The organism is Pseudoruegeria sp. SHC-113, assembly GCF_025376885.1.
Classification (GTDB): domain Bacteria; phylum Pseudomonadota; class Alphaproteobacteria; order Rhodobacterales; family Rhodobacteraceae; genus Pseudoruegeria.
The window spans coordinates 938,018-961,187 of record NZ_JAHUBR010000001.1; the positions used below are offsets into that span (position 1 = coordinate 938,018).

A 23,170-nucleotide genomic window follows, 5' to 3' on the forward strand; every position below is an offset into this window, starting at 1 on the left:
AGGCTCGCGTCATGCGGCGCCTACTACGACCCCGAGCCCGCCAGCGGGCGGGCCGGAGTTCGGTCCGGGCCGGGGATCACTCGGCGTATTCGCCTTCGCCGAACAGGAAGTCGGTGATTTCCCTGAGGTCGCTGGCGACGTGTTCGAGCGATCCAACGCTGCCCCAATTGACCGCCTCGGGATCGAACCCGAAGTGATCGTCGCTGAGCGCCTGCAGGCGGGCGAGCATCTCGTCGATCTCAGCCTTCTTGCCGATGAAGGCGGCGAGTGCGGCTTCTTTGTTGCGCCGCGCCTTCTCGGCGCGCAGTTCATGGCGGGGGGTGGTTTGCGGGTTGAGGCGGGTCGTCATCGTGGTGGCTCCGTGGTGAGTTGCATCGTCCTTGTGATGACACGTTCGCTCTGGTCGGGAGGCTTATCAACACCATAAGCATATGTTTTTTCATGATAATCGGAGCGCGCCATGGAGGGGTTGAGCGAGCGCCAATACGCCGCCCGTGTCGGCCTGTCGCGCGGTGCGATCCAGAAGGCCAAGGCGACGGGGCGGCTGGTGCTGCACGAAGATGGCAGCATCGACGCGGAAGCCAGCGATGTCCTGCGCGCGCAAGCGACCGATCCGTCGAAGACCCGCAAAGCGCCGCAGCCGAAGCTGAAGCCCGTTCCGGAAGCGGCGGTCACCGCCGTTGGCGAGACGCTCAAGGAACAGGGAATGGCGGCTCCGCCGGTCGGCGGCGGTACCACCTTCCTGCAGGCCAAGACGGCCAACGAGGTGCTGAAGGCGCAGGAGCGCCGGCTCCGGCTGCAGAAGCTCAAGGGCGAGTTGATCGACCGGGCCCGCGCGCTGTCGCTCGTGTTTCGGTTGGCGCGGCAGGAACGTGATGTCTGGGTCAATTGGCCCGCGCGGGCGGCGGCGCTGATGGCGGCTGAGCTCTCGGCCTCATGCAGCGAAGCGGTAGGCCAAGAAATCGTGATCGAGCCCGCCAGGATGCAGAAAGTTCTGGAGAAACATGTCCGTGCCCAGCTCGACGAACTTGCCGAGGTCAAACCCGATCTCCGGTGAGGATGCGTTTGAGGGCGCGGCGGAGATCCTGCGCGCCTGGGGCGAAGGCCTCAAGCCGGATCCAGACTTGACGGTGTCGGAATGGGCGGATCGCCACCGGATGCTCTCCGGCCGCGCCTCGGCCGAACCGGGGCGATATCGCACGGCCCGCACGCCCTACATGGGCGAGATCATGGACCGGCTGTCGCCCGGTGATCCGACCCAACGGATCGTTTTCATGAAGGCCGCTCAGGTCGGCGCGACCGAAGCGGGAAACAACTGGATCGGCTTCGCGATCCACCAGGCACCAGGGCCGATGCTCGCCGTCCAGCCCACGGTGGAATTGGCGAAACGGAACTCGCGGCAGCGGATCGATCCGCTGATTGACGAAAGCCCGGAGCTGCGGGAGCGGGTAAAGCCGGCACGCTCGCGCGACGCGGGCAATACCATGTTGTCCAAGGAATTCGCGGGCGGCATCCTGATCATGACCGGGGCAAATTCGGCGGTAGGTCTCCGCTCGACCCCGGCGCGGTACATCTTCCTCGACGAGGTCGATGCTTATCCGGCCTCGGCCGATGAGGAAGGCGATCCGGTGACGCTGGCGGAAGCGCGCTCGCTGACCTTCGCGCACCGGCGCAAGGTGTTCCTCGTCTCGACGCCGACGATCCGGGGGATGAGCCGGATCGAACGGGACTATGAGGCCAGCGATCAACGCCGGTTCTTCGTGCCGTGTCCGCATTGCGGTGCGATGCAGTGGCTGAAATTCGAGCGGCTACGCTGGGAGAAGGGCCGGCCGGAAACGGCGGAATACCGTTGCGAGGCCTGCGAGGTGCCCATCGCGGAACACCACAAGACGGCGCTGTTGCAAGCGGGCGAATGGCGTCCGACCGCCACGGCGGCCGATCCGAACACCGTCGGCTATCACCTCTCGGCGCTCTATTCACCCATCGGTTGGCTGAGCTGGGAGCGGATCGTGCGAGCCTGGGAGGCGGCCCAAGGGTCGGACGAGGCGATCAAGGCCTTCCGCAATACGATCCTCGGCGAGACATGGGTCGAGACCGGCGAGGCGCCCGATTGGCAGCGGCTTTACGACCGGCGCGAGCGCTGGAAGCCGGGCATCGTTCCTGCGGGCGGGCTGTTCCTGACGGCCGGGGCCGACGTTCAGAAAGACAGGATCGAGATCGATATCTGGGCCTGGGGCCGTGGGCTCGAAAGCTGGCTGGTCGATCATATCGTGATCGAGGGTGGACCGGACCGGCAGGATGCCTGGGGCGACCTGACGGAATTGCTCGGCCGCACCTGGCCGCACGAACGTGGCGCGCATCTGAAGATCGCGCGGCTGGCCATCGATACCGGCTACGAGGCCCCGGCGGCCTATGGCTGGGCGCGGGCGCAGGGATTTGCGCAGGTCGCTCCCGTCAAGGGTGTCGAGGGGTTCAACCGCGCGAGCCCCGTTTCCGGGCCGACTTATGTGGACGCGACCGAGGGCGGCAAACGTCTGCGCCGTGGCGCACGCCTTTGGACCGTGGCGGTCTCGACCTTCAAGGCCGAAACCTACCGCTTCCTGCGGCTGGCGCGGCCCACGGAGGAGGATCTGGCCAAGGGGGCGGCGTTCCCGGCCGGCACGGTGCATTTGCCGCATTGGGTCGAGAACGAATGGCTGAAGCAGTTCGTGGCCGAACAACTGGTGACGGTGCGCACGAAACGCGGCTTCGCCCGGCTGGAATGGCAGAAGCTTCGGGAACGTAACGAGGCGCTGGACTGCCGGGTTTATGCCCGCGCCGCCGCCTGGATCGCGGGCGCGGATCGCTGGACCGACGAGAAATGGCGCGATCTCGAGGATCAGCTTGGGGTCGCCGATCCTTCCGCGGATCCTGCGGGGCAGATCAACAGGCAGGCGAAGACGTCGCAAGGCAAACGCCGATCCGACTGGCTCGGGCGGCGCGGGGGATGGTTTTGAGTGAGGACCGGTCCGCGTAGCGGATGCGAGGCTCCAGTGGAGCGTCGCAAGGGAACGAACGCACTGAGCGGGAGCGAAGGGCATGGATTGGACGGAAACCGAGCTCTCGGCGCTGCGCCGGGCCTATGCCAGCGGCACGACCCGGGTCAGCTATGACGGCAAGTCCGTCGACTACGGATCGGCCGAGGATCTTCTGGCGCGCATCCGGACCATCGAGCGGGCGATTGCGGGCACCACCCGGCCTTTGCCGGTGGCGGGCCTCGCGGGCTTCTCGCGCGGGGATCGGTGATGTCGGCGACCTGGTTCGATCACGCCATCGCCACGGTGGCGCCGCGCACGGCGGCCCGCCGTGTTCTCGCCAGGCAAGCCTTCGAGACCCTGGCGCGGGGCTATGACGGCGCCGCGAAAGGGCGACGGACGGAAGGCTGGCGCGCGCCGGGCAGTTCCGCCGACACCGAGATCGGCATCGCCGGGGCGCTCTTGCGCGACCGGATGCGCGACCTGGTCCGCAACAACCCGCATGCGGCCAAGGCCGTGGCGGTGCTGGTGAACAACATCGTCGGTGCGGGCATCATGCCGCGCGCGGCCAGCGGCGACGACACGCTGGATCGAAAAGTAAACGCGCTCTTTGCCCAATGGTCCGAGGCGGCCGACGCCGATGGCCAGCTCGACTTCTACGGCCTGCAGACGCTGATCTGCCGCGAGATGGTCGAAGCGGGCGAGGTGCTGGTGCGCCGCCGCCTGCGCCGATCCTCGGACGGACTACCCGTTCCGCTGCAATTGCAGGTGCTGGAGGCCGACTTCCTCGACGCCACCAAATCCGGCGCCATCGGCAAGGGCCGCCTTGTGCAGGGGATCGAGTTCGACGCGATCGGCAAGCGCCGGGCCTATTGGTTGTATGCCGAACATCCCGGCGATGCCTATGGCGCCTTGCGCGGTGCCACCAACAGCCGCCCGGTCCTGGCGACCGAGATCGCCCATGTCTACGAGAAGCAGCGCACGCAGGCACGCGGCGTTCCCTGGGGCGCGCCGGTGATCCGGTCCTTGCGCGATCTCGACGATTACGAGGTCGCCGAGATCGTGCGCAAGAAGACCGAGGCCTGCGTCACCGCCATCGTCTTTGGCGACGACGAGGCGCAGCAGGGCATCGCGCCCGCCGTGGTCGATGCCGACGGGAACCGCGTCGAGCAGTTCGAACCGGGCCTCATCGCCTATGCCCGTGGCGGAAAGGACATCCGGTTCAACCAGCCTGCCGCCACCGGCGGCTACGGCGAATACAAACGCGCCAGCCTGCATACGATCTCGGCGGGGTTCCGGGTGCCCTACGAATTGCTGACCGGGGACCTCTCCCAGGTCAATTACTCCTCGATCCGGGCGGGGCTCGTGGAGTTCCGCCGGATGATCGATGCAGTTCAGTGGCAGCTCTTCATCCCGATGCTCTGCGCGCCCGTGTGGCGTTGGTTCACCGAAGCGGCGTGGGCCGCGGGCCAAATCCCGACTCCGGATGTGCCGGTCGAATGGTCGCCGCCAAAGTTCGAGGCGGTCGATCCGCAGAAGGACGCGATGGCGAACCTCTTGTCGATCCGCTCGGGGACCATGACGCTGGCCGAGGTGATCGCCCAGCAGGGCCGCAATCCCGACGCCGTGCTGGCGGAAATTGCCGCGACCAACGCGAAACTCGACGCGCTCGGGCTGGTGCTCGACAGCGATCCGCGCCGGGTTACCAAGACCGGCAGCGCGCAGACGAGTGACCCGGTGGATGAACCTTCCGCCGACACACCGACCGACCCGGCACCGACCGCCCAACAGGACTGACCAACATGGACACGATGATCGAACTGCCGGCCCTGCGCCGGTCGGCGGAGCTTGCGCCGAACTCGGCCGATAGCGAGGCCCGCACCGTCGAGGTGATCTGGTCGGCGGGGGCGCGTGTCCGCCGCTCGACCCTGTTCGGCGAACCCTATGACGAGGAACTGAGCCTCGATCCGACCCATGTGCGGCTGGACCGTTTGAACGCGGGAGCGCCGTTTCTGAAGGTGCACGAGATCGACACGCTGGACGCGGTGATCGGCTCGGTCGTACCCGGTTCGGCCCGCATCGAAAACGGCCGGGGCATTGCGCAGGTGAGGATCAGCGAGCGCGCCGACGTCGAACCGATCTGGCGCGATATCCAGGCCGGCCACATCCGGGCCGTCTCCATCGGCTACCAGGTTCATCGCTTCGAGGTCACGAAGCCCGAGTCGGGCCGCGAGCTCTGGCGCGCCGTCGACTGGACGCCCTTCGAGGTGTCGGCCGTGCCCGTGGGGGCCGATCCCGCCGCGGGCTTTCGAGCCCATTCCCAACTTCACGACTGCGTCCTCCATCGCCGGGACGTGCAACCCACCATCACAGGAGCCATCCCGATGAGCGACAAGACCGACACCCCGGCCACCGACGCCGCAACCCGCACCATCACCCAGCCGACCGAGCCGGTCGCGACCGAGGACACCAACATGCCCGAGCCGAAAACCCCCGCGACGGAACCGCAAACGGCTGCGGTCGAAACCCGTTCCCAGCCGAAACCGCAAAAGCCCGAACTCACCCCGGCGCCTGACGCGGAAGCCGCCGCCACCCGTGCCCGCGAGGCAGAGCGCGACCGCGTCTCCACCATCTACGATCTGGCCGGCCGCCTGAACCTCGAGCGCAGCTTTGCCGAGGATCTGGTGAAACGCGGCACGGATATCGACGAGGCCCGGCGCCTGATCCTCGACCAGGTCGCCGCCAAGTCCGAGGAAACCCGCACCTTCGGCCAGGTGTCGATCCCGCTCGGTGGCCGTGACGAGCAGGTCACCCGGCGCGAGGCCGTGGCCAATGCGCTCCTGCACCGCTACAGCCCGACGCTCTTCGAACTGGAAGATGCGGCGCGGCAATATCGCGGCATGACGCTCATGGAACTGGCGCGCGAGAGCCTCGGCAATGCCGGGGTCAACACGCGCGGTCTGTCGCGCGACGAGGTGGCGACGCGGGCGCTGCATTCCACGTCCGACTTTCCCGAGATCCTCGCCGCCGTCACCAACAAGACGCTGCGGCAGGCCTACGAGGCCTATCCCCGGACCTTCATGCTGTTCTGCCGCCAGGTGCTGGCGACCGACTTCAAGGCGATGCACCGGGTCCAGCTGGGCGAGGCGCCACAGCTGCTGGAGGTGGGCGAGAGCGGCGAGTTCAAGCGCGGCACGCTGGGCGAGAGTAAGGAGAGCTACAAGGTCAAGACTTATGGCCGGGTGGTTGCGATCACCCGCCAGACGCTGATCAACGACGATCTCGACGCTTTCACCCGGATCCCGGCGATGTATGGCAACTCCATCGCGCAGCTGGAATCGGACGTGGTCTGGGGCATCATCACCGCCAACCCGACCATGGCCGACGGCAACGCGATCTTCCACGCCAGCCACAAGAACCTCGCCGGCACCGGCGCGGCGCTCGATGTCAGCAGCGTCGGTGCGGCCCGCGCGGCCATGGCCAAGCAGACCGGGCTCGACAAGAAGACGGTGCTGAACGTCCGCCCCGCCTACCTGATCGTGCCGGCGGCGCTGGAGCTTAGGGCCGAGCAGCTGGTGGCCCAGAACCTCGTGCCCGCCCAGAGCGGTAACGTGGTCCCGCAGTCGATCCGCACCCTCTCGCCCATCGCCGAGCCGCGGCTCGACGCGGCGAGCGAGACGGCCTGGTATCTCGCAGCCTCGCCCAACCAGATCGACACCATCGAGTACGCCTATCTCGAAGGCCAGCAGGGCGCCTACATCGAGACGCGCAACGGCTTCGACGTCGATGGCGTCGAGATCAAGTGCCGCCTCGACTTCGGCGCCAAGGCCATCGACTGGCGCGGCCTCTACAAGAACCCCGGCGCGTAAGCCGGGCCAACCCCTGAACCCTGATCCCTGACGAACGGGCGGCCCTCGCGCGCCGCCCGTCGTCGTATCCAAGAGGACCCTGCGATGAAGAACTATGTCCAGCCCGGCACCACGCTCACCCTGACCGCGCCCTATGCCGTGACCTCCGGCGACGGCCTCCTCGTGGGCTCGATCTTCGGCGTGGCCGCCGGCGATGCCGCCAATGGCGAGACCCTCGAGGTCGCGCTCACCGGTGTCTTCGATCTCAAGAAGGTCGCGAGCCAGGCCTGGTCCGCCGGCGACAAGGTCTATTGGGACAACACCAACAAGGAGGTCACCAAGACCGCCACGGCGAATACACTCATCGGGGTGGCAACCGAAGCCGTCGCGGGCGGCTCGGGCGACGTGATCGGCCGGGTGCGCCTGAACGGCAGCTTCTGATGACGGCGTTCTCCGCCGTCGTCGATGCCCTGTTCAACGACCCCAACATCGGCCGCGAGGCGATCTATACCTCCGGTGGGGGCACGCCCGTTCTGGTGCGCATTGTCTCCCGGCAGGGGGACGCCATCACCGACTTCGGCGACGCGCGCCTCTGGTCGGAGACCACGAAGGTCGACCTGCGTGTCGCCGAGGTTCCGGCGCCACGCCCCGGCGACCGGCTCGAGATCGACGGCGAGGCCTTCCTTATTCAGGGCGAACCGGTCCGCGACCGCGAGCGGCTGGTCTGGACGGTGGATCTGCGGCCTGCGTGACTCGCGATGAAAAGCAAGCTCGACATCACTCCGGATCTCGTCGCCGCCATGGCGGCCGAGGTGAAGGCGGGCGAGAAGGCCGTCACCGCCGCCATGCGCGAGGCCGGGACCGGGCTCAAGACCGCCTGGCGTGGCCAGATCATGGGTGCCGGGCTCGGGCGGCGGCTTGCCAATTCGATCCGCAGCCAGACCTACCCGAAGGCCGGAGAGAGTCTGAACGCCGCCGCGCTGGTCTGGTCCAAGGCCCCGGTCATCGTCGGCGCCCATGACACCGGCCCGCTGATCCGCTCGAAGGACGGGTTCTGGCTGGCAATTCCGCTCCCCGCCGCCGGCAAGGGGCGACGCGGGGCGAAGCTGACCCCCGGCGAATGGGAACGGCGCCGCGGCATGCGCCTGCGCTTCGTCTATCGTCGGACGGGCCCGAGCCTGCTGGTGGCCGACGGACGGCTCAACACGAAGGGTCTCGGTGTTGCCTCGCGCTCCAAGACCGGACGCGGCCGCGCCACCGTGCCGATCTTTCTGCTGGTCCCGCAGGTGAAATTGCCGAAGCGGCTGGATCTCGACCGCGACGCCGAGCGGGCGCTCGACAGCGCGCCGGGGCTGATCGTGGCGAACTGGGTGGAAGTCAGAATGTGATGTCCACTTTCCCGATGGGGTAGTCGTTGTATGCAGGCAAAAAATGTCTCGGGCAAAAAAGACAAAGGCGATAGTCGGCATCCGGCGATGTGAGGGTTTCAGTGCAACAACAAAGACTTTAAACAATCCTGACGGCGTGTTCGGCTAAAGTCGAACTCTGCGATCTGACGTCTGACGCCTATGGGACAGTTGAACGAAATGTACTGCTATGTCGACGAAAGCGGCAATACTGGGGCTAACCTGTTTGATCCGGCTCAGCCCGTCCTCTATTATGGCCTAGTCACCTCCAAGACGAACCTCGACGTCACGGCCGAACCTCTTCTGCGAGCGGCTCGCGCGAAGCTCGGCGTTGAACGTCTTCATGCCAATGCACTGGGCGTTGGGAGGCTATCGGAGATTGCCCAAAGTCTCGGCCGCTTTGCCCTGAAGCGCGATGTCCGGTTCTCGCTCTTCAAGGTCGTGAAGCCCGATCATGCTGTGATCACCTTCTTTGACCAGGTGTTCGATGCTGGTCTCAACGACGCTGTTCCGTGGCATCATTACTGGACACCACTTCGATATGTTCTCGTTTTTAAGGTCGCCTATCTCTTCGACGAAGATACGGCGAAGTTAGCGTGGGCGGCGCGGCAGGAGACGAACCCGGCAAAGGCGGCTGAGGCTTTGCGCGCAATCTGCGCCACACTGCATGGGAGGCTTAATCGGCTACCGGATCCTCGCTCTCGAGAGTTGATCTCCGGAGCCTTGACATGGGCAGCTGCGAACCCGTTCGAGATCAGCTATGGCGCGGGCAACAAGGACAGCGCACTTCAGATTTCCCCAAATCTGGTAGGTTTCCAGCAGGTCCTGCAATACACCGCCATTCAGGCGCGGAAGCAGTCAAGGCAGGTACGTCAGATCACTGTCGATCGGCAGACGCAGTTCAATCGGGCACAGGGTGAGCTGGCGGAGTTCTATCGCAGGATCCGAGGCCACAAGCAGAGTATGGGGCCGGGGATGCCCGAGATGGACATGACTAGCATGCCTAAGGTTCCGCCTGTGTTTCGTCCTGGCGACGATAGCGCTGGCCTCGAACTGGTCGACGTCGTGCTGTGGGTTGCGAAGCGGCACGCGGAGGGGAAGCCGATCTCTGCGGAACTGGCGGAGATGTTCAACGCCTTCGCCAAGCGCGGCGTAACGGACGAGGTCTCACTACGTGGTCTTGAACGTCGGTGGAGTTTCCTCCTCGATCTCCCGGAGCCCGAGGGGCCCTTGCCTGAATACCTGGCAGCTCGGATCGAAAAATGGGAAGAGGACCGGCGAAGGGCCGTCGAAAGTTGCTGACACTGTAGTTGCTGGCGATCGGAGTTTCTCTGGGAGCTTGCAGGCTTGAGCAAGTGCATTTCAGCGCCGGGCAGAACGGTTCGAAGCATTCCTTCTCTGCATGCGCGCGATGGCAGGAATCCATGCCCACCCAACGCGAAACCATCCTCGCCGCGCTGCACGCGCGGCTTTCGGCGCTGCCGGCGACCGTCCTGCGCGGCGACGTGCTGCCGGAGCGCGTGCCGGCCGGGGGCCTCGTGATTCTGCGCGACGGTGAACCGGGGGAGCCGGAGGTGACGCTGTCGCCGCTCGCGTATCATTACCAGCACCGGGCGGAGCTCGAGGTGGTGGTGCTGGGCGCGGACCGCGACGCCACCTTCGACGCGCTTTGCGCCAGCATTGGTACTGCGCTCGCCGCTGACCGCACGCTGGGCGGGCTCTGCGACTGGGTCGAAGCGGAAGTGCCAAGGCCCGTGGATCTGCCCGTCGAGGGCGCGGCGAGCCTCAAGGCAGGCGTCATTCCGGTTGTCTTGCACTACACCACGGCCGATCCGCTCGGCTGATCCCACCATTTGAGGAGAACACCATGGCACGCGCCCAGGGGGCGCGGTCGCAGCTCGCGGCCGCGTTCGAGACGACCTATGGCACCGCCCCGGCCTCGGGCTTCATGCAGATGCCGTTTGCCAGCGCCTCGCTGGGGGCCGAACAGCCGCTCCTGGCTTCCGAGCTTCTCGGCTATGGCCGCGACCCGCTGGCGCCCTTGAAAGACGCGGTGACGGCGGATGGCGACATCACCGTGCCGCTCGACGCCGAGGCCTTCGGCTTCTGGCTGAAGGCGGCGTTCGGCAATCCGACCACTACTGGCACGACGAACAAGACCCACACCTTCAAGTCGGGCAGTTGGAACCTGCCCAGCATGGCCATCGAGGTGGCGATGCCCGAGATCCCGCGCTTCGCGATGTATACCGGTTGCGTGCTCGATCAGTTGAGCATCGCCATGCAGCGCTCGGGACTGCTGACGGCGGACGTGAAGCTAGTGGCGCAAGGCGAGAACGTCGCCTCATCGACAGCAGCCGGCACCCCCACGGCCTACGCCCTGCAACGGTTCGGCCACTTCAACGGGGCGATCAAGAGGAACGGCACCAGCCTCGGCAACATCGTCTCGGCCGACCTGACCTACGCCAACAATGTCGAGCGCATCGAAACCATCCGCAACGATGGCCGCATCGATGGCGCGGACCCGTCCATCGCCGCGCTCACCGGCAAGATCGACGTGCGCTTTGCCGACACGACGCTGATGGACCAGGCGCTGAACGGGACGGCGGCCAGCCTCGAGTTCTCTTGGGTGATCTCGGCGAATGTGAGCCTGACGATCATTGCCCATGCCGTCTACCTGCCGCGCCCAAGGGTCGAAATCCAGGGGCCGCAGGGCATCCAAGCCAGCTTCGACTGGCAGGCGGCCTATGACTCCGTGGCCGGGCAGATGTGCACAATCGTCCTCAAGAACCAAGTGGGGAACTACTGACATGCTGACCCTCGATCTTTCCAACGAACCGCGCTGGCACGACCTCGCCCCAGGCGTCCGGGTTCAGCTGCGCCCGCTGACCACCGCCCTGATGGTGGCGACGCGCAGCGATCCGGCCGTCGAGGCGGTGCACGAGGAGGCGTCCGACGAGGAGCGCGCGCTGGCGTTCGCGAAGGCGCTAGCGCGGCGCGCCGTGCTCGCGTGGGAAGGCGTGGGCGATGCCGACGGCAATGCGATCGATCCGAGCGCGCAAGCCATCGATGCGCTGCTCGACATCTGGCCGATCTTCGAGGCCTTCCAACTCGCCTACGTCTCCAAAGGCCTGCTGTTGGAGCAGGAAAAAAACGCCTCCGCGCCCTTGCCGAGTGGTCCTTCGGCGGGGGCGAGCGATACTGCGAAGCCTGCGCGCAAGTCTGCCCGGATTGTCCGGCGCGGCTGAACCGGCCGCTGACCCTCGAGGGCTGGCAGGTTTGGGACCTGGTCGGCCGCCTCGGCGGCCAGCTTCGTGTGCTGCCCGGCGCGGTGATCGGCTGGGATATGGCGGCCGCGCTGGCGCTCGGAGATGCCCTCGGCGTGCCGCCCGCTGCCACGGCCGAACTTCTGCCCATCATCGAGGCGGTGATGGTCGCCAAACTCAACGAACAGATGGAACACGCACATGGCGGAAAAACGGGTTAGCGTCCGCCTCGCCGCGGTCGGCGGCAGGCAGGTGCGCGCCGAGCTGGAAGGCGTCGGTGAAGCCGGCGCCCGCGGCTTCGGCCGGCTCAGCCGCGAGATGGAGGCGGCCAACGCAAGGCTCGCGGGCTTCGCGCGCCGAGTGCGCGTCGCGGCAGCGGCTGCGGTCGCGGCTGCCACGGCTGCCGGTGTTGCAATGGTCCGCTCCGGCCTGCAGACGGTCGATGCGCAGGCGAAGCTCGCGCAATCGCTTGGCACCACCGTTGCCTCGATCCAGACGCTGGAACGCGCCGGGGAACTCGCCGGCGTGTCGATGTCCGGCATCGAGCAGGCGACGAAGGACCTGACGCGGCGCCTGAGCCAGGCGGCGGCTGGAACCGGCCCGGCGGCGCAGGCGCTGGAGCGGTTGGGGCTTTCGGCCGCTGACCTTCTGGCCCTGCCGCTCGACGAACGCGTGGGCGCGATCAATGCCGCCATCGAGGACTTCGTCCCTGTCGCGGAGCGCGCGGCCGTCGCGGGGCAACTCTTTGGCGAGGAAGGCTCCATTGCCATGAGCCGGATAGACACGGCGACCTTGCGGCAGGCGACCGAGAATGTGCGCGCCTTCGGTGTGGTCGTTTCGGAAGCCGACGCCGACCGGATCGAACGGACAAACGATGCGATCTCCCGGCTGGGCCTCATCTGGCGGGGGCTATCGAACCAGCTCGCCGTTGCTGCCGCTCCGGCGCTGGAAGCGGTGGCCGATGCCATGGCGACACTCGCGAGCCGCACCGGACCGCTCGGCCAGGCCATCGTAGGATTGTTCGAGAACATCGGCCGGCTCACCGCCTATGCCGCGACCTTCGCGGGTTTCCTTGCGAGTCGCTGGGTGGCTGGCATGGCGGCTGCGGCCTTGTCCGTGCGCGGCCTTGCCACCGCGCTGGTCGTGTTGCGTGGGGCGCTCATCCGCACCGGTATCGGCGCGCTGATCGTCGGCGCGGGCGAGCTGATCTACCAGTTCACGAAGCTGGTGCGCGGCGCCGGCAGCTTTGGCGAGGCGCTCGAGCTCATGGGCAATGTCGCCAAGGCAGTGTGGGACGGGATCAAGCTGACCGTCACATCTTTCGTCGATGATTTCCGGGCGATGCGGGCGGACATCGAGGCGATCTGGCTGCGCCTCATGGCCTTCCTCTCGCAAAAATGGGCCGACTTCCTCGCCCAGATCGGCCCGACCTTCAACGCGGTCTCGGAGCGCATCGGGGCCGACGCCAGGATCGATATCTTCGGGGCCCAGAGCTACGCCTCCTACCTAGATCATGCCGCCAGCAATGCTGGCCACCAGGCCGATGCGGTGCGCAGCCGCGCGGCGGAGACAAGGGCACACGCCTTCGATGGAGTCCGCGAGGCGGTGGAGGCGTTGCGGGCCGCCATGCGCGCAAGCGGCGAGGACGGGGCGGATGCGCTCGACCAGGCAACGGAAGCCGCCGACCGGGTGACGGATGCGCTGGATGCCACCGGCCAGGCGGGTCGGGCTGCGGGCGCGACCAATGCCGACGGCGCGGAGGAGGCGGCGACCGGCTGGGCGGCGGTCACCGCGACGCTGGCCGATTACGCCGCCACGGCCCGCGACATCGGCGCCGATATCGGCCAGTCCCTCGTGGGAGCCTTCCGCAGCGCCGAGGATGCGGTGGCGGCGTTCGTTAAGTCCGGCAAGCTGGATTTTCGGGATCTGGTGACGTCGCTCATCGCCGACTTGGCCCGGCTCGCCGCCCGGCGGTTCATTCTCGGGCCGATGGCCAGTGCGCTTGGCGGCATCCTCGGGGGTGCCGGTGGGCTGTTTGCCAACGTCCTGCATGCGGGCGGGATGGTCGGATCCGAAGGACGCGCGCGCATGGTCCCGGCCATGGCCTTCGCCGGTGCGCCTCGGATGCACGGTGGAGGTTGGGCCGGTCTAAAGCCCGATGAGGTGCCCGCGATCCTCCAGCGTGGTGAGCGGGTGCTGAGCCGGCGCGAGGCACAGGTTTATGGCGCTGGAGGTGGAGTCACCATCAGCATCAACACCCGCGACGCGGAAAGCTTCCGGCAATCCCGCACGCAGATCGCGGCCGACATAGCCCGCGCGGTGTCGCTTGGCCGCAGGGGGCTCTGATGGCGTTTCACGAGGTCCGGTTTCCGGACGATATCAGCCGGGGCGCGCGCGGCGGGCCGGAACGGCGCACGCAGATTGTCGAGCTGGCCTCGGGCGACGAGGAGCGCAACGCCAGCTGGGCCAATTCGCGCCGCCGCTACGATGTGGCTTATGGCATCCGCCGCGCGGACGATCTGGCGGCTGTGGTCGCCTTCTTCGAGGCGCGCAACGGGCGGCTCTACGGATTCCGCTGGAAGGACTGGGCTGACTTCAAGTCCTGCTTGCCATCGCAGGCCCCATCGGCAACCGATCAGGTCATAGGCACTGGCGACGGGACCATGACCGACTTCCAGCTGGTGAAGGCCTACGCCTCGGGCGCGCAGAGCTGGACCCGGACCATCACCAAGCCGGTCGCGAGCAGCGTGACGGTTGCGATTGACGGGGTTGAGCAGGCCGCCGGCTGGTCGGTCGACATCACCACCGGCCTCGTCAGCTTCGACAGCGCGCCTGCGGCTGGCGTCTCCATCACCGCCGGATTCGAGTTCGACGTGCCGGTCCGCTTCGACGCGGACGCGCTCGACGTGAGGCTCGATCTCGAGCGGCTTGGCTCCATCACTTCCATCCCGCTCCTGGAGATCCGGCGATGAACGACAATTCCGGCTTCGTCGCGACAGTGCTGCGCGACCTCGCGGCCTCTACCGCCGTGATCCTCGCCGCCTGGGGCGCGCTTGGCGGCGCCACCAACGCGCTGACCACGAAGATGCGCTTGCGCGACGCCCTGCGCCACATCCTGCTCGGCGGGCTGATCGCCGCCGGCATGGGCAGCCTGTCGATGGCGGTGATCACCAGCTGGCTCGGCCTGCCGCCGCAGGCGATCCCGGCCGGAGGCGCTGCCGGTTCCGCCGCCTATCTCGTCGGCGTCTTCGGCCCGGCGGTGATCGAACTGGTGCTCGCCCGGCTGCGCCAGGCACGGGGGGGCGACGATGACTGAGCTCGTCCGTGTCCTGCGCGGCCTGCGGCGTCTGACCGACGACCCACGCGATGCCTTTGCTCACCGTCTGCGCATCGGCCTCGCGGTCGCCGCGCTGATCCTGATCCTCTCCTTCCTGAGGTAACCCCATGCACATGACAGACCGGGGCCTTCTGGCTCTTGCCCGGCACGAGGGCATCGTGCCCGGGCCCTACCGCGATTCCACCGGCACCTGGACCTTCGGCATCGGCCATACGGCTGCTGCCGGGCCGCCCGATCCGGCAGAGATGCCGCGCGGGATGCCCGAGGACCTGGACGCGGCAATCCGTGAGGCGTTCCGGCTGTTCCGCGAGGACATCGGAAGCTACGAGGCCGACGTCCGGCGCGCCGTGACCGTGCCGCTGGCACCGTGCGAGTTCGATGCGCTGGTCTCTTTTCACTACAACACCGGCGGCATTGCCCGCGCCGCGCTGACCCGGCATCTCAATGCCGGCAATCGCGTCGCGGCCGCCGACGCGTTCCTGAACTGGCGCAAGCCTGCGTCCATCTTCCCGCGCCGCGAGGCCGAACGCTACCTGTTCCGTGATGGCCGCTATCCCACCGGCACGATCCCGGTCTGGGGCGTGGACGCGCAGGGACGAGTGGATTTCTCCCGGCCGATCCGTCGCCTGACCGAGGATGAGGCTCTGGCCTTGGCTCGCGGGCCGTTGCCGACGCCTACGGTCCTCGAACCTGCACCCAACCCGCCGACTGGCTGGCTTGTCCGGCTGGCCGCCTTCTTCTCCACCCTGATCCGGAGGGTCTGATCCCATGCGCTACATCCGACCCAAATCCCTGACATGGTGGGCGGGGCTGCTCGCGATGTTGACCGGTATCGCCTCCGTCGCGCTGCCCGCCACCGGCCCGCTCGCTGAAATGTCCAGCCTCGTCGCGCTTCTGGCCGGCTCGGGCGACGCCTCACCCGCCGGGCTCATCTTTCTCGGTCTCGGTCTCATCGGCCTGCGCGACCGGATCGAGCGGGGGTTCAAAGGTGATGACTGATTTCCTGATCTGGCTGGTTGCGGCCTTCGGTGCGGTCGGGGGCGTCGTCCTCGGCCGCATCTGGGGGCGGGTGGAAGGCAGGCGCACAGGCAAACGGGAGGCGGAACGCGATGCGATGGAAGACAAGAGCGAGCGCGTCGAGCGCGGGCGCGACGCGGTTCGCGACGGCCGCGGCGCTGGCGATCCTGCTGACCGGCTGCGCCGCAACGATGGGCGCTGGTGACGCCGGCTGCGCGTCCTATGCCGAGGCGCGGCTCGCCCAGCCTGCAGCAGAGACCGTCGCAGAGGTGCCGTCCGCATGGGCGGACTGGATCGCCGATCTCGACGACCGCATGACGGGAACCTGCCGATGAAATCCCTCTCGCCCGCGCTTCAGGCGCATCTAGACGAGGGCACGACCACGCTCGCCTGGTGCTGGCGGATCGCCCGTGCCGACGGTGTCACCTTCGGCTTCACCGATCACGACCGGACACTCAGCTTCGACGGCACGAGCTTCGAGCCGGAAAGCGGGCTGACGGCTTCCGAAGTTCGCTCCGGCTCGGACCTGTCCGTAGATGCGCAGGACGCCGAGGGCGTTCTGACCTCGGACCGGATCACCGAGACCGACATCCTCGACGGTCGCTGGGACAACGCCGAGGTCGAGGTCTGGCGGGTGAACTGGGCCGACACAAGCCAGCGCGTTCTGATGCGACGCGGCGCCATCGGCCAGATCCGGCGGGGGCGGCTTGCCTTCGTCGCCGAGGTGCGCTCGCTGGCCCATGTGCTCGGGCAGACGGTGGGGCGAACCTTCCAGGCGAGTTGCGACGCGGCGCTCGGCGATGCGCGCTGCGGCGTCGATCTGGAGAACCCAGTGTTCAAGGGAACCGGCGCCGTGATCGACCTTCTGCGCGACCGGGCCTTCACCGCGTCGGGGCTCGCTAGCTTCGAGGCGGGCTGGTTCACCTTCGGCACGCTGGACTGGACGAGCGGCGCGAATGCTGGGCGGCGAACCGAGGTGCTGGGCCATGACGTTGCGGATGGCGTCGCCATCCTGACTCTGCTCGAGGCGCCGGTGCGGGCGATCGTCGAGGGCGATGCCTTCACTATCCGCGCGGGCTGTGACAAGCGCATCGAGACCTGCGGGTCGAAGTTCGCCAACACCGCCAACTTCCGTGGCTTCCCGCATATACCGGGCCAGGACACGATCCTGCGCTACGCGATGAAGGACGGCGGCCATGACGGGGGCGTGCTGTGACCAACGTCGTTTCGAATGGAACCGACGGGCGGCAGTGCATCGCATCGCGATGCACGAGCGCCACCGCCGATCCCTCCCGCGTCATTGCCATCGCGCGGTCATGGCTCGGAACGCCGTATCACGACCAGGCGAGCCTGCGCGGCGTGGGCTGCGACTGCCTCGGGCTTGCACGGGGCATCTGGCGAGAGGTCGTCGGCCCTGAACCTTTCCCGATCCCGCCCTACAGCCGCGACTGGGGCGAGACCGGCCCGCGCGAGGTTCTGGCCGAGGGCGCCCGCGCCATGATGATCGAGGTGCTGCCCGCCGAAGCTGGTCCGGGCGCGTTGGTGCTCTTCCGCATGATGCCCCGCGCCATCGCCAAGCATGTCGGCATCCTGACCGGCCCCGCGACCTTCCTCCATGCCTACGAGCGGCTCGGCGTGATCGAGGAACCGCTCACCCCATCCTGGCGGCGACGCATCGCCTTCGCCTTCCTGTTCCCGCAACGCTGAAGCATCTCCATGGCCACTCTTGTTCTCGGCGCGGCCGGCGCCGCCATCGGCGGTTCGATCGGCGGCGCCATCCTCGGCGTGAGCGCCGCGACCATCGGCGGCTTCGTCGGCTCCACCATCGGCTCGGTGGTCGACAGCTGGATCGTGTCCTCGCTTGCACCGACCCAGCGCATCGAGGGGCCGCGCCTCGATAGCCTTCGGATCACGTCCTCGACAGAAGGAGCGGTGATTCCACGCGTCTACGGCCGCATGCGCATGGGCGGCAACGTGATCTGGGCGACCGACTTCCGCGAGGAGACCAAGACCACCACGCAGGGCGGCGGCAAGGGCGGCGGGGGCGGCGGCAAGGTCAAGACGACCGAGTATCTCTACTACGCCAGCTTTGCCGTCGCGCTCTGCGAGGGCCCGGTCACTGGGATTGGTCGCATCTGGGCCGACGGCAAGCTCCTCGACACGGCCAGCATCATCTGGCGCTGGTATCCGGGCGACGAGAGCCAGGCCGCGGACCCGTTCATCGCCGCGAAGATGGGCGCGGCCAACACCCCGGCCTATCGCGGCACCGCCTATGTCGTCTTTGAAGACCTCCCGCTCGGTAACTTTGGCAACCGCTTGCCGCAACTCTCCTTCGAGGTCTTCCGCCCGCTTGCCGATCCGGACACCGCCGAGGGGCTGACGCAGGCCGTCACCATGATCCCGGCCTCGGGCGAGTTCACCTATGCCACGACCGGCATCCGCAAGGGCAGCGGCGGGGCGCAAACGCCTGAGAACCTGAACGCGCTCTCGGATACCGCCGACATGGTGGTGGCGCTCGACCGGTTGCAGGCGATGGCACCGAAGGTGGAAAGCGTCAGCCTCGTGGTCGCCTGGTTCGGCAACGACCTGCGCGCAGGCGAGTGCAAGATCCGGCCCGGCGTGGAGGTGTCGGCCAAGTCCACCAGCCCGCAAACATGGTCCGTGAACGGCGTGTCCCGTGCCAATGCCCACCTCGTCAGCCGGGATGACCAGGACCGACCGACCTATGGCGGAACGCCCGCCGATTTCGCGGTGATCCAGGCGATCAAGGAAATGAAGGCGCGCGGGCTGCGCGTGACCTTCTATCCCTTCATCCTGATGGACGTTCCGCCGGGCAACACCCTACCGAACCCATACTCCGACAACGCTGCAGAGGCAGGGCAACCCGTCTTTCCTTGGCGCGGCCGGATCACGTGCTCGCCCGCGGCGGGCTATGCCGGCAGCGTCGACAAGACTGCCGCTGCGGCAAGCCAGGTCGCGGCCTTCTTCGGGAGCGCCAGTCCTTCCGACTTCGCGGTGTCCGGCGAGACGATCTCCTGGACCGGCTCTGCGGGCGACTGGGGCCTGCGGCGCATGGTGCTGCACTACGCCCATCTCTGTGCAGCGGCGGGCGGGGTCGATGCCTTCCTGATCGGCTCTGAGCTGCGCGGCCTTACCACCATTCGCGACAGCGCCACCACCTATCCCGCGGTGGCGCAGCTTCAAAGCCTCGCGGCCGATGTGCGCTCTATCCTCGGGCCCGGAACGGCGATCAGCTACGCTGCCGACTGGTCGGAATACTTCGGCCATCAGCCCGGCGATGGCTCGGGCGACGTGTTCTTCCACCTCGACCCGCTCTGGGCGGATACCAATATCGATTTCGTCGGCATCGACAATTACATGCCGCTGTCGGACTGGCGCGATGGCTTCGAGCACGCAGATGCGCAAGAGGGCTGGCCTGCCATCTACGACCGGGCTTATCTGCAAAAGAACATCGCCGGCGGCGAGGGCTTCGACTGGTTCTATGCCAGCGACACCGACCGCTCCGCGCAGGTCCGCACACCGATCAGCGATGGCGTTTACGGCGAGCCATGGGTGTTTCGCTACAAGGATTTGTGGAACTGGTGGTCGCGACCACATCACGACCGCCAAGGCGGTCTGCGCACCAATCCCATCCCCGACGGCGACACCCCCGCGACCTGGTCACCGACGACAACCACCGTGTCGCCCAGGCCGGAAGGTTTCGGCCCGTTCACCTCGGCCGCCAGGATCGCGGCCATCGACGGCTCCAACGATTTCGCGCAATCGGCCTCGGCGCAGGATCTGGTGGTGGCGGGCGAGACCTATGAGACCGGCGTCCTCCTCAAGCCGGGGACGTCGGGCAGCGCCCGGATCTATGTCAACCTTACCGGGGCGCCGAACAAGGAAGTCCGGATCGACGACTTCTCCGGCGCGGCGCCATACACCTCGGATCCTGACATCTTCGATCTTGCGCTTGCCGACATCGGCGGCGGGATCTGGCGGCTGACATTCAACTGGATCGCGCCGATCACAGACACGACCGTGCAACTGCGCGTCGGACCCTATTCGTCCGTGCCGGGCGAGGACGTGCATGTGCTGGCTGGCTGGATCACCTCCCGCAACCGTGGCACCACCCCGTGGCTTCCGCAGTCCAAACCGATCCGCTTCACCGAACTGGGCTGCCCGGCCATCGACCGTGGCACCAATCAGCCCAACGTCTTCTTCGATCCGAAATCGTCGGAGAGCTTCACGCCACATTTCTCGCGCGGTTGGCGGGATGACGCGATCCAGCGGGCTTATCTCGAGGCGACCTGGCTCTTCTGGGCCGATCCGACGAACAACCCGCTGTCCTCTGTCTATGGCGGCCGGATGGTCGATGCGCCGCAATGCGCGGCCTGGACCTGGGACGCGCGGCCATACCCGTTCTTTCCCGAACTGACCGATGTCTGGACCGATGGCCCCAACTGGCGGCTTGGCCACTGGCTGACGGGGCGCCTCGGAGCGGTCTCGCTCGCGGCGCTGGTCCGGCATCTCTGCCTGCGCGCGGGGCTGCCCGAGGACCGCATCGACGTCTCCGGCCTCTGGGGCGCGGTGGAGGGCTACGCCATCACCGCGCTGGAGAGCCCGCGCGCGTCGATCACCACGCTCGCGCGGCACTTCGGCTTCGACGCGGTGGAGACTGAGGGCGTGATCCGCTTCGTCATGCGCGGCCGGGCAGCGGTAGCTACAGTCAGCCCCGACGATCTCGTCGCGCCTCGCGAGGGCGATGTCCTCGAACTGACCCGCGGCCAGGAGACCGAACTCCCACAGGCCCTGAAATGGCAGGTCGCCCGCGCCGACGAGGATTACGAGGCCGCGCAGGTCGAGGCCCGGCGCATCACCGTGGACACGACCCGCATCGCCTCCGAGTCCTTCCCCATGGCGGTGCCGCCCGAGGAAGCGGAACGCCGTTGCCGCCGCGCGCTGATGGAGGCGTGGACGGCCCGCGAGAGTGCTGTGTTCCGCCTGCCGCCCTCGCGGCTGGCGCTCGACCCGGCCGATGTCGTCTCGTTCACACATGACGGCCGCGCCGTCCCGCTGCGGCTCGTCTCCATCGCCGATGCCGATGCCCGAGGCATCGAAGCAGTCCGCCAGGACCGGGAGGCCTACGATCTGCCGCCCGGCGCCCCGCGGCCCTCGGCGCTCTCGCAGGCCGTCGTCTTCGGCGCGCCCGAGGCAGTGCTGCTGGACCTGCCGCAGCTGACCGAGGACCAGCCCGCGCACCGGCCGCTGGTCGCCGCGCACGCCGTTCCCTGGCCGGGCGAGATCGCGGTGTTCCGCAGCCCCTCGACCGATGGCTTCGAGCTGCTGACCACGTTCGGCAGCCGCGTCCGGATCGGCGCGTTGGTGTCGGACCTCTACGCGGGCCCCACCTCGCGCTTCGACCTCGGCAACGTGCTGGTGGTCGACCTACTGTCCGGCACGCTGGAGAGCGTCACGGACCTGACTCTGTTCGGCGGTGCCAACGCGCTCGCCATCGAGAGCACGCCCGGCGTCTGGGAGATCGTGCAGGCGGGCGCAGCGGAGCTGATCGCCCCGGGCCGCTATCGCCTGACCCGGCTCCTGCGCGGCCAGCGCGGCACCGAGGATGCCATGGGCAATCCCGCGCCGGCAGGCGCGCGGGTCGTCGTGCTGGACACCGCGCTGGCGTCAATGCCGATCGCCGAGGCCGACCTCGGGATCCGATGGAACTGGCGCATCGGCCCCGCAAGCCGCCCGGTCAGCGACGAGACCTATGTCGCGCAGAATTTCACGCCCCAAGGCGTCGGGCTGCGGCCGTTCTCAGTCGCCCATGTCGAGCAGCCGTGGCGAAAGCCCCGCGCGCCCGGCGATCTGACGATCCGCTGGACGCGCCGGTCCCGCGCGCTCGCCGCCGACAGCTGGGGCGGGCTGGAGGTGCCGCTCGGAGAGGAGATCGAAGCCTACGAGGTCGAGATCCTCGACGGCGCCACAGTGAAGCGGGTGCTGAGCACGGCAACCACCAGCGCGGTCTACACGGACGCGCAGCAGACTGCCGACTGGGGCGCGCCGCTTGGCCCCGGCGACACGCTCGACATCCGCATCTTCCAGCTCTCCGCCCTCATCGGGCGGGGCGCGCCGAAAACCGTCACGCTGACACTCTGAAGGCCAACCCATGTCCGACGCCACGACTCATCTCCTGCTGCCGTACATCCTGGCGGCGCAGGCCCAGAAGCATGTCTCCCACAACGAGGCGCTGCGGATCCTCGACGGGCTCGTCCAGCTCTCTGTTATCGATCGGGACCTGGCAGCACCCCCTGCGAGCCCCGCCGATGGCGACCGCTACATCGTCGCCTCGGGCGCGACCGGCGACTGGGCGGGCTGGGACCTGAACGTCGCGCTCTGGACGGATGGGGCCTGGCTGCGCCTGCCGCCGCGCACCGGCTGGCGGGCGTGGGTCGAGGACGAGGGGCTGCTGTTGGTCTACGACGGCGCGGGCTGGATCGGGACCACCCCGGCGGCACTGCAGAACATGGCGCTCCTCGGGCTAGGCACGGCGGCCGACGCGTCCAACCCGTTCTCGGCCAAGCTGAACGCCGCGCTCTGGACCGCGAAGACCGTGGCCGAAGGTGGGACCGGCGATCTCTTCTACACCATGAACAAGGAGGCAGCGGGCGACGACCTCGGGCTGACGCTCCAGACCGGTTTCGTAACCAAGGCGCTGGTCGGGCTCTTCGGCTCCGACCGGTTTCGTCTTGCGGTCTCGGCCGATGGCAGCACCTTCTTCGACGGGCTCAGCGTCGACAACGCAACCGGCATCGTCGACCAGCCCCGGCTGCCGCGGTTCAAGGCCTACACGAACTACGACAACTACGTCGGCGTCGGGACCTGGACGAAGATCGGCCTGAACAACACCGACTACAACGATCAGGGCGCCTTCGACGCCGCCAACAACCGCTTCGTGGCGCCGGTCGACGGCACCTATCTGTTCGGCGCGACGCTCATGTACAAGGTGAACGCCAGCACCACAGCGCGGATGAGCGGGCGACTGGTGCTGAATGGTACCACCGAAATCAGGGGCTCTCGTGGCGAAATCAGCGGCACCCATGTGTCAGAGGCGACCGCGCTGTGGCTGCAGACGATGGTCGCGCTCACCGCGGGCGACACCGTCGAGTTGCAGGGCAATTTCCGCGCGGCCGACGGGTATTTCGCGGCGGATCATACGTCGTTCTGGGGGACGAAAATCGGTTGAGCAGCGAAAGGAGGCTCCGATGACACAACCACGACC

The 23,170-nt window shown here is 67.6% G+C and carries 25 protein-coding genes; 24 read left to right on the forward strand and 1 reads right to left on the reverse strand.

Annotated features, from left to right (window positions below; translation table 11 throughout):
- Positions 1–76 precede the first annotated feature (76 nt).
- Entirely contained in the window at positions 77–349 is a 273-nt protein-coding gene (locus tag KVX96_RS04710; protein ID WP_261193134.1) for a hypothetical protein, read from the reverse strand.
- A gap of 111 nt (positions 350–460) precedes the next feature.
- On the opposite strand from KVX96_RS04710, the gene KVX96_RS04715 reads away from it, so the two are divergent.
- The 24 genes from KVX96_RS04715 to KVX96_RS04830 all read left to right on the forward strand — a co-directional run bounded on the left by KVX96_RS04715 (position 461) and on the right by KVX96_RS04830 (position 23,134).
- Positions 461–1,057 carry a hypothetical protein gene (locus tag KVX96_RS04715; RefSeq protein WP_261193135.1) on the forward strand — a complete coding sequence of 199 codons (597 nt, stop codon included), beginning with the start codon at positions 461–463 and terminating at the stop codon, positions 1,055–1,057.
- The gene (locus KVX96_RS04720) at positions 1,005–2,996 is read left to right on the forward strand and encodes a phage terminase large subunit family protein (protein WP_261193136.1); all 1,992 of its coding nucleotides are present in this window, start codon (positions 1,005–1,007) and stop codon (positions 2,994–2,996) included. Before KVX96_RS04715 ends, KVX96_RS04720 begins: the two co-directional genes overlap by 53 nt.
- Positions 2,997–3,078: 82 nt before the next feature.
- Entirely contained in the window at positions 3,079–3,285 is a 207-nt protein-coding gene (locus KVX96_RS04725; protein WP_036751162.1) for a phage head-tail joining protein, read from the forward strand.
- Entirely contained in the window at positions 3,285–4,811 is a 1,527-nt protein-coding gene (locus KVX96_RS04730) for a phage portal protein (protein ID WP_261193138.1), read from the forward strand. The genes KVX96_RS04725 and KVX96_RS04730 overlap by 1 nt, the downstream gene beginning before the upstream one ends.
- A gap of 5 nt (positions 4,812–4,816) precedes the next feature.
- A complete protein-coding gene (locus KVX96_RS04735; RefSeq protein ID WP_261193139.1) occupies positions 4,817–6,883 on the forward strand; it encodes a prohead protease/major capsid protein fusion protein in 2,067 nt (688 codons plus the stop codon).
- An 84-nt stretch (positions 6,884–6,967) separates the two neighbouring features.
- On the forward strand, positions 6,968–7,303 hold the full coding sequence (locus KVX96_RS04740; RefSeq protein ID WP_261193140.1) for a DUF2190 family protein: 336 nt from the start codon (positions 6,968–6,970) through the stop codon (positions 7,301–7,303).
- Positions 7,303–7,614, forward strand: a complete 312-nt coding sequence (locus KVX96_RS04745) for a hypothetical protein (protein ID WP_261193141.1) — start codon at positions 7,303–7,305, stop codon at positions 7,612–7,614. Before KVX96_RS04740 ends, KVX96_RS04745 begins: the two co-directional genes overlap by 1 nt.
- Positions 7,615–7,620: 6 nt before the next feature.
- Positions 7,621–8,250 (forward strand): DUF6441 family protein, encoded by a 630-nt coding sequence (locus KVX96_RS04750; RefSeq protein ID WP_261193142.1) that lies wholly within the window; start codon positions 7,621–7,623, stop codon positions 8,248–8,250.
- A 180-nt stretch (positions 8,251–8,430) separates the two neighbouring features.
- Positions 8,431–9,570 (forward strand): DUF3800 domain-containing protein, encoded by a 1,140-nt coding sequence (locus KVX96_RS04755; RefSeq protein WP_261193143.1) that lies wholly within the window; start codon positions 8,431–8,433, stop codon positions 9,568–9,570.
- A 122-nt stretch (positions 9,571–9,692) separates the two neighbouring features.
- Positions 9,693–10,112, forward strand: a complete 420-nt coding sequence (locus tag KVX96_RS04760) for an acyl-CoA transferase (RefSeq protein ID WP_261193144.1) — start codon at positions 9,693–9,695, stop codon at positions 10,110–10,112.
- Between the two features lie 23 nt (positions 10,113–10,135).
- Positions 10,136–11,074, forward strand: a complete 939-nt coding sequence (locus tag KVX96_RS04765; RefSeq protein WP_261193145.1) for a phage tail tube protein — start codon at positions 10,136–10,138, stop codon at positions 11,072–11,074.
- A 1-nt stretch (position 11,075) separates the two neighbouring features.
- Positions 11,076–11,513, forward strand: coding sequence for a hypothetical protein (locus KVX96_RS04770; RefSeq protein ID WP_261193147.1), 438 nt, complete (start codon positions 11,076–11,078; stop codon positions 11,511–11,513).
- An 83-nt stretch (positions 11,514–11,596) separates the two neighbouring features.
- Positions 11,597–11,752, forward strand: a complete 156-nt coding sequence (locus KVX96_RS04775) for a hypothetical protein (RefSeq protein ID WP_261193148.1) — start codon at positions 11,597–11,599, stop codon at positions 11,750–11,752.
- A complete protein-coding gene (locus tag KVX96_RS04780; RefSeq protein ID WP_261193149.1) occupies positions 11,733–13,877 on the forward strand; it encodes a phage tail tape measure C-terminal domain-containing protein in 2,145 nt (714 codons plus the stop codon). The genes KVX96_RS04775 and KVX96_RS04780 overlap by 20 nt, the downstream gene beginning before the upstream one ends.
- A complete protein-coding gene (locus KVX96_RS04785; protein ID WP_261193150.1) occupies positions 13,877–14,503 on the forward strand; it encodes a DUF2460 domain-containing protein in 627 nt (208 codons plus the stop codon). The genes KVX96_RS04780 and KVX96_RS04785 overlap by 1 nt, the downstream gene beginning before the upstream one ends.
- The gene (locus tag KVX96_RS04790; protein ID WP_261193151.1) at positions 14,500–14,847 is read left to right on the forward strand and encodes a hypothetical protein; all 348 of its coding nucleotides are present in this window, start codon (positions 14,500–14,502) and stop codon (positions 14,845–14,847) included. Before KVX96_RS04785 ends, KVX96_RS04790 begins: the two co-directional genes overlap by 4 nt.
- On the forward strand, positions 14,840–14,971 hold the full coding sequence (locus KVX96_RS04795) for a hypothetical protein (RefSeq protein WP_261193152.1): 132 nt from the start codon (positions 14,840–14,842) through the stop codon (positions 14,969–14,971). The genes KVX96_RS04790 and KVX96_RS04795 overlap by 8 nt, the downstream gene beginning before the upstream one ends.
- 4 nt (positions 14,972–14,975) lie before the next feature.
- Positions 14,976–15,632: a lysozyme gene (locus tag KVX96_RS04800; RefSeq protein ID WP_261193153.1), complete on the forward strand. Its 657-nt coding sequence runs from the start codon at positions 14,976–14,978 to the stop codon at positions 15,630–15,632.
- A gap of 4 nt (positions 15,633–15,636) precedes the next feature.
- Positions 15,637–15,867 carry a hypothetical protein gene (locus tag KVX96_RS04805; protein WP_261193154.1) on the forward strand — a complete coding sequence of 77 codons (231 nt, stop codon included), beginning with the start codon at positions 15,637–15,639 and terminating at the stop codon, positions 15,865–15,867.
- Positions 15,860–16,090: a hypothetical protein gene (locus KVX96_RS04810; RefSeq protein WP_261193155.1), complete on the forward strand. Its 231-nt coding sequence runs from the start codon at positions 15,860–15,862 to the stop codon at positions 16,088–16,090. The genes KVX96_RS04805 and KVX96_RS04810 overlap by 8 nt, the downstream gene beginning before the upstream one ends.
- 126 nt (positions 16,091–16,216) lie before the next feature.
- The gene (locus KVX96_RS04815; RefSeq protein ID WP_261195380.1) at positions 16,217–17,101 is read left to right on the forward strand and encodes a DUF2163 domain-containing protein; all 885 of its coding nucleotides are present in this window, start codon (positions 16,217–16,219) and stop codon (positions 17,099–17,101) included.
- A gap of 38 nt (positions 17,102–17,139) precedes the next feature.
- The gene (locus KVX96_RS04820) at positions 17,140–17,592 is read left to right on the forward strand and encodes an NlpC/P60 family protein (protein WP_261195381.1); all 453 of its coding nucleotides are present in this window, start codon (positions 17,140–17,142) and stop codon (positions 17,590–17,592) included.
- Positions 17,593–17,601: 9 nt separating this feature from the next.
- Positions 17,602–22,047, forward strand: a complete 4,446-nt coding sequence (locus KVX96_RS04825) for a glycoside hydrolase TIM-barrel-like domain-containing protein (protein WP_261193156.1) — start codon at positions 17,602–17,604, stop codon at positions 22,045–22,047.
- A 10-nt stretch (positions 22,048–22,057) separates the two neighbouring features.
- A complete protein-coding gene (locus tag KVX96_RS04830) occupies positions 22,058–23,134 on the forward strand; it encodes a DUF2793 domain-containing protein (protein ID WP_261193157.1) in 1,077 nt (358 codons plus the stop codon).
- Positions 23,135–23,170: the final 36 nt, after the last annotated feature.